At 55.8% G+C, this 3,194-nt stretch carries 7 protein-coding genes; 4 read left to right on the forward strand and 3 right to left on the reverse strand.

Features of this window, described 5'->3' with window-relative positions; genetic code table 11:
- Both P3T43_RS35420 and P3T43_RS35425 read right to left on the reverse strand, forming a co-directional pair.
- The coding region (locus tag P3T43_RS35420) for a transposase (protein WP_429285633.1) at positions 1 to 224 on the reverse strand (224 nt) is incomplete at its 3' end.
- 97 nt (positions 225 to 321) lie between these two features.
- Positions 322 to 657: an IS4 family transposase gene (locus P3T43_RS35425; protein ID WP_429285634.1), complete on the reverse strand. Its 336-nt coding sequence runs from the start codon at positions 655 to 657 to the stop codon at positions 322 to 324.
- A gap of 220 nt (positions 658 to 877) precedes the next feature.
- Between P3T43_RS35425 and P3T43_RS35430 the strand changes: the two genes are divergently transcribed.
- Both P3T43_RS35430 and P3T43_RS35435 read left to right on the forward strand, forming a co-directional pair.
- The gene (locus tag P3T43_RS35430; protein WP_429285635.1) at positions 878 to 1,165 is read left to right on the forward strand and encodes a hypothetical protein; all 288 of its coding nucleotides are present in this window, start codon (positions 878 to 880) and stop codon (positions 1,163 to 1,165) included.
- A 318-nt stretch (positions 1,166 to 1,483) separates the two neighbouring features.
- Positions 1,484 to 1,987 carry a hypothetical protein gene (locus tag P3T43_RS35435; protein ID WP_429285636.1) on the forward strand — a complete coding sequence of 168 codons (504 nt, stop codon included), beginning with the start codon at positions 1,484 to 1,486 and terminating at the stop codon, positions 1,985 to 1,987.
- Positions 1,988 to 2,044: 57 nt separating this feature from the next.
- On the opposite strand, the gene P3T43_RS35440 is transcribed toward P3T43_RS35435, so the two are convergent.
- Entirely contained in the window at positions 2,045 to 2,605 is a 561-nt protein-coding gene (locus P3T43_RS35440; RefSeq protein ID WP_429285637.1) for a hypothetical protein, read from the reverse strand.
- A 98-nt stretch (positions 2,606 to 2,703) separates the two neighbouring features.
- On the opposite strand from P3T43_RS35440, the gene P3T43_RS35445 reads away from it, so the two are divergent.
- On the forward strand, positions 2,704 to 3,051 hold the full coding sequence (locus tag P3T43_RS35445; RefSeq protein WP_429285638.1) for a winged helix-turn-helix domain-containing protein: 348 nt from the start codon (positions 2,704 to 2,706) through the stop codon (positions 3,049 to 3,051).
- Between the two features lie 50 nt (positions 3,052 to 3,101).
- Positions 3,102 to 3,194 (forward strand): helix-turn-helix domain-containing protein (locus P3T43_RS35450; RefSeq protein WP_429285639.1); only part of this gene is annotated, 93 nt, incomplete at its 3' end.

Consider the following 3,194-nt stretch of genomic DNA (forward strand, 5'->3'; position numbering starts at 1 on the left):
CGGTCCTCGCTGCTGTTCTCGTCCACCGGCCTGGGGCCACGTTTGACCTCAAACAGGGCGCCTGCCTTCTCCAGAATCTCCTTCTTCCACTGCCCAACCAGCACCGGATGCACTCCATATATCTGCGCAATCTCGCTGACCGTCTTCACCCCGCGTACTGCCTCCAACCCGACCTTCGCCTTGAATTCCGGCGTGTGCACCCTGCGTTTTTTTCCTTCGCTCATTCTCTGCCATCCTTTTGCGGACGACAGCTTAAACTACCGTCTCAAACTCGGGGTCCACTTTATTGCAACCTCTCGTTTGCTGTTTTCGAGCTTGTTATTACCCACTTCTTTTTAGCGCAAGTTCGTAGCCAAGCTGGATGTCGGTTAGACGTCGCATCCCGCGCCACATCACGGTGTTGCCTGGTGGAGGGTCGCTTGCGCGCGCGAGGTAACCGCCGAGTTGAGCGAGCTTTATCACGTTGCGCACGAGCGGCGGCGCCTGCGCATTATGAGACGTGTCGTCAACGACGCGTTCAAGCAGTTCAATTTCGGTGGGTGTAAACGCGAGGTCTGCGGGAGCTGTCGATGCCGAGCGACCGAGCAATGTGATCCAGAATATGCGCCAGCTTAGGAGCACTGAACGTCTCGGGTTGCCAACTGCCTGGCTGGACACTCCGCGTTCAGTTACGGACGTCCCTGAGTCGGTGTCGGCTCTGCTTGATCCGCAGTCAGTTCGAACTGCATCTGATCAACAGGAGCCATCAGCTGTGGTGAAACTAGAAGCACCGCTGGCAAGAAAGTCCGCGGGTAAAAAGGCGAAGACCGCGAGCGATCGACACGCCCAGTCGTCCGCAACGCGTCACGCCAGCGACGACGCCGTGACGGAGGTGGTCGTGAAGCAACTGGAACCAGTACGCCCGGCGATCTCCGAACTGGTCATCCCGCAAACTGTTGATCACGCCGTCCCACCGTCTGCCTCTCACCTGCAACCTGCACCCACCCCCGTCACAGAGGTCATCGCGGCGCCGCGCCGTTCTGCTCCCGTGACGAGCCTGGACGATCTGATAGGCATCGAACCCATCGCCGAAGCGCTGATCAAGACGCTGGCAGGAAAGGCACGGACAGGACGGCTAGATGAGATGAAAGCGCTAGAACTATTGCAACAGATCGTATCGCTCTGATCTGAATCGACAACTCACCTGAACTGCGCGGTTGCGGGTGCGCCCGCGAAACTTCTCGCCCTTTCGGCAGGCGCCTCGTACCTGTCCGTAGACTACCGATAAAGTTCGGCGCGCCTGCAACGTTCATTCTACCGTTATCTAAAACGCTCAGATCGCTTTGATCAGGCCTTGTAAGTCAACGCCATTATCGTTATACTTTTTATAACAATATACCTGAGAGAACCTATGACACTGGGGCGCGTTGTATCGGCTGGCGAGACCGCTAGAGCCTTCCACTCCGTTACGCGCGCTCCGGCTCAGTGGCTGGCGTGCTATCCGATGTTTCAAGATGCGCTGCAACAGGGTGAAACATCGTTTCGAACACTCCCGACACACGCCAAACTGGTGGCGCTTAACCGCACTACCATGATTGCAGCAGATCAAGCTGTCGCATCGGCAGTTCTGGATGACGTCGGCACATCTTATGTTGAACTCTCTACACCTCGCCTGGCAGAGGCCGTTGGACGCTATCTCGCAATACGGGCAGACACTGAAGGAGCGCAGACCGCCTGTGGCATCACATTGCTTGACATCCTCGCTTCACAAATTCCAACGACGAACCACCCAGTTGTTTCGAGACCGCCTTGCGTGCTTCGGCCCAGCGAAGGCGTCTTTCTCGATGGCTGGATGCGATTTTTTTCATATTATGCACGTGGCGATTCGACGATCCCACTACTCGCAATAGACTGGCCGGCTTTCTTTGAGCGTCTTTGCTCACTCGACCCAGGCTACAACGAGTCGACCTCGTCCGATGCGCATCTTGATCCGAGGCAGCAAACGTAGGATATGAGCGCCGCTCCTTTTGCGACTGAACATGCACCTGCTCACCACATTTTTTGCTCAATCATGCTGTATATGAGTGCGCCTGACTGGTATCAGCGACAGCAATGCCTTCATCGTGTAGATCACGATCAGCGTGCCGGTTAGGTCGCCGACAAACATGGCAAGAAATCGCTCTGCGATATTTTGTGTATCTCCACGCAGGAAAAACCAGATGTGATGCAAGAGTGGACTGGCGATTGAGTACGCGAGAACCAGCAGCAAGAGCCGCTTCGGTGTCAGATTTAGCAAAGAAGCACGAAGACCGAAAAGTTCTTGCGCCAGGCGGTACGCCGCATACGGTGCGACCGTTGCAATGATGCCGCCAACGAAGGAACGTACTGGGTCATTTGGGAAAAAGTAGAAGAAATCAACAAGCCAGCTCGCCAAAAGCAACCCTATTGCCCCATCTCCCCCCAGTAGCAACGTGCTGAGCAATCTGATGCCAGCCGGTAGATAGATCCAGTTGACCCCTCGCACATATTCGGAGTGCGTGAATAACGCCTCGTTGACCCACAGAGAGAAAGTGAAGACGACAGCCGTGCCAATCACCGAACAGAAATGCAACCGTAAGTTTGACATTGGCGTAAAATAGAGCGTGTGCTTTTTGACGAGGTGGTCATGGTACCGCGCCCATTAAACCTTATGCGTGAAAAGGGCTTGTACAAGGAGCTTCAGACATGACGCGTCCTGCCGACATCTACATGCGCTTCCTGCAACTGTCGGAGGCGTTGCGTGGCCTCCCATCTTTGCCATCACTTGATCCGTTGGAAGAGCGCATTCTGGAGTTAATCGCGCGCTCAGGTCAAACAAAAGAACGGCTGTCCGTCAGGGACATGATGACCCGGAGTGAACTAGGTTCGCCGGCTACCCTGCACGCCCGTATCACCTCCATGCGCGACAAAGGCTGGATCATGCTCAGCGACACGGAGGACACACGGCGCAAGCAGATCGAACTTACACAAGCGGCACTCCGTCATTTCGACAAGTTGTCCGAATGCCTCGTGAAGGCGGCGAAGAACGCCTAGCCTTCCTCCGGAGGAACGGCTGATCAGGTAGCTTAAACGCAAACCTTGATCTGCAGGGTTCGAGTATCCGGGCCATGGCCCGGATACTCGGGCGCTCGCCAGCCACCGTGAGCCGTGAGCTGACGCGAAACAGCTCACCTGCT

Origin of the sequence: Paraburkholderia sp. GAS41 (genome assembly GCF_050436545.1) — a bacterium.
Taxonomy (GTDB): domain Bacteria; phylum Pseudomonadota; class Gammaproteobacteria; order Burkholderiales; family Burkholderiaceae; genus Paraburkholderia.

Bases quoted from the DNA above. Each gene is read 5' to 3' on its own strand.
- P3T43_RS35440 (WP_429285637.1), bottom strand. From the start codon at position 2,605: ATGTCAAACTTACGGTTGCATTTCTGTTCGGTGATTGGCACGGCTGTC.
- P3T43_RS35445 (WP_429285638.1), top strand. From the start codon at position 2,704: ATGACGCGTCCTGCCGACATCTACATGCGCTTCCTGCAACTGTCGGAG.
- P3T43_RS35435 (WP_429285636.1), top strand. From the start codon at position 1,484: ATGTTTCAAGATGCGCTGCAACAGGGTGAAACATCGTTTCGAACACTC.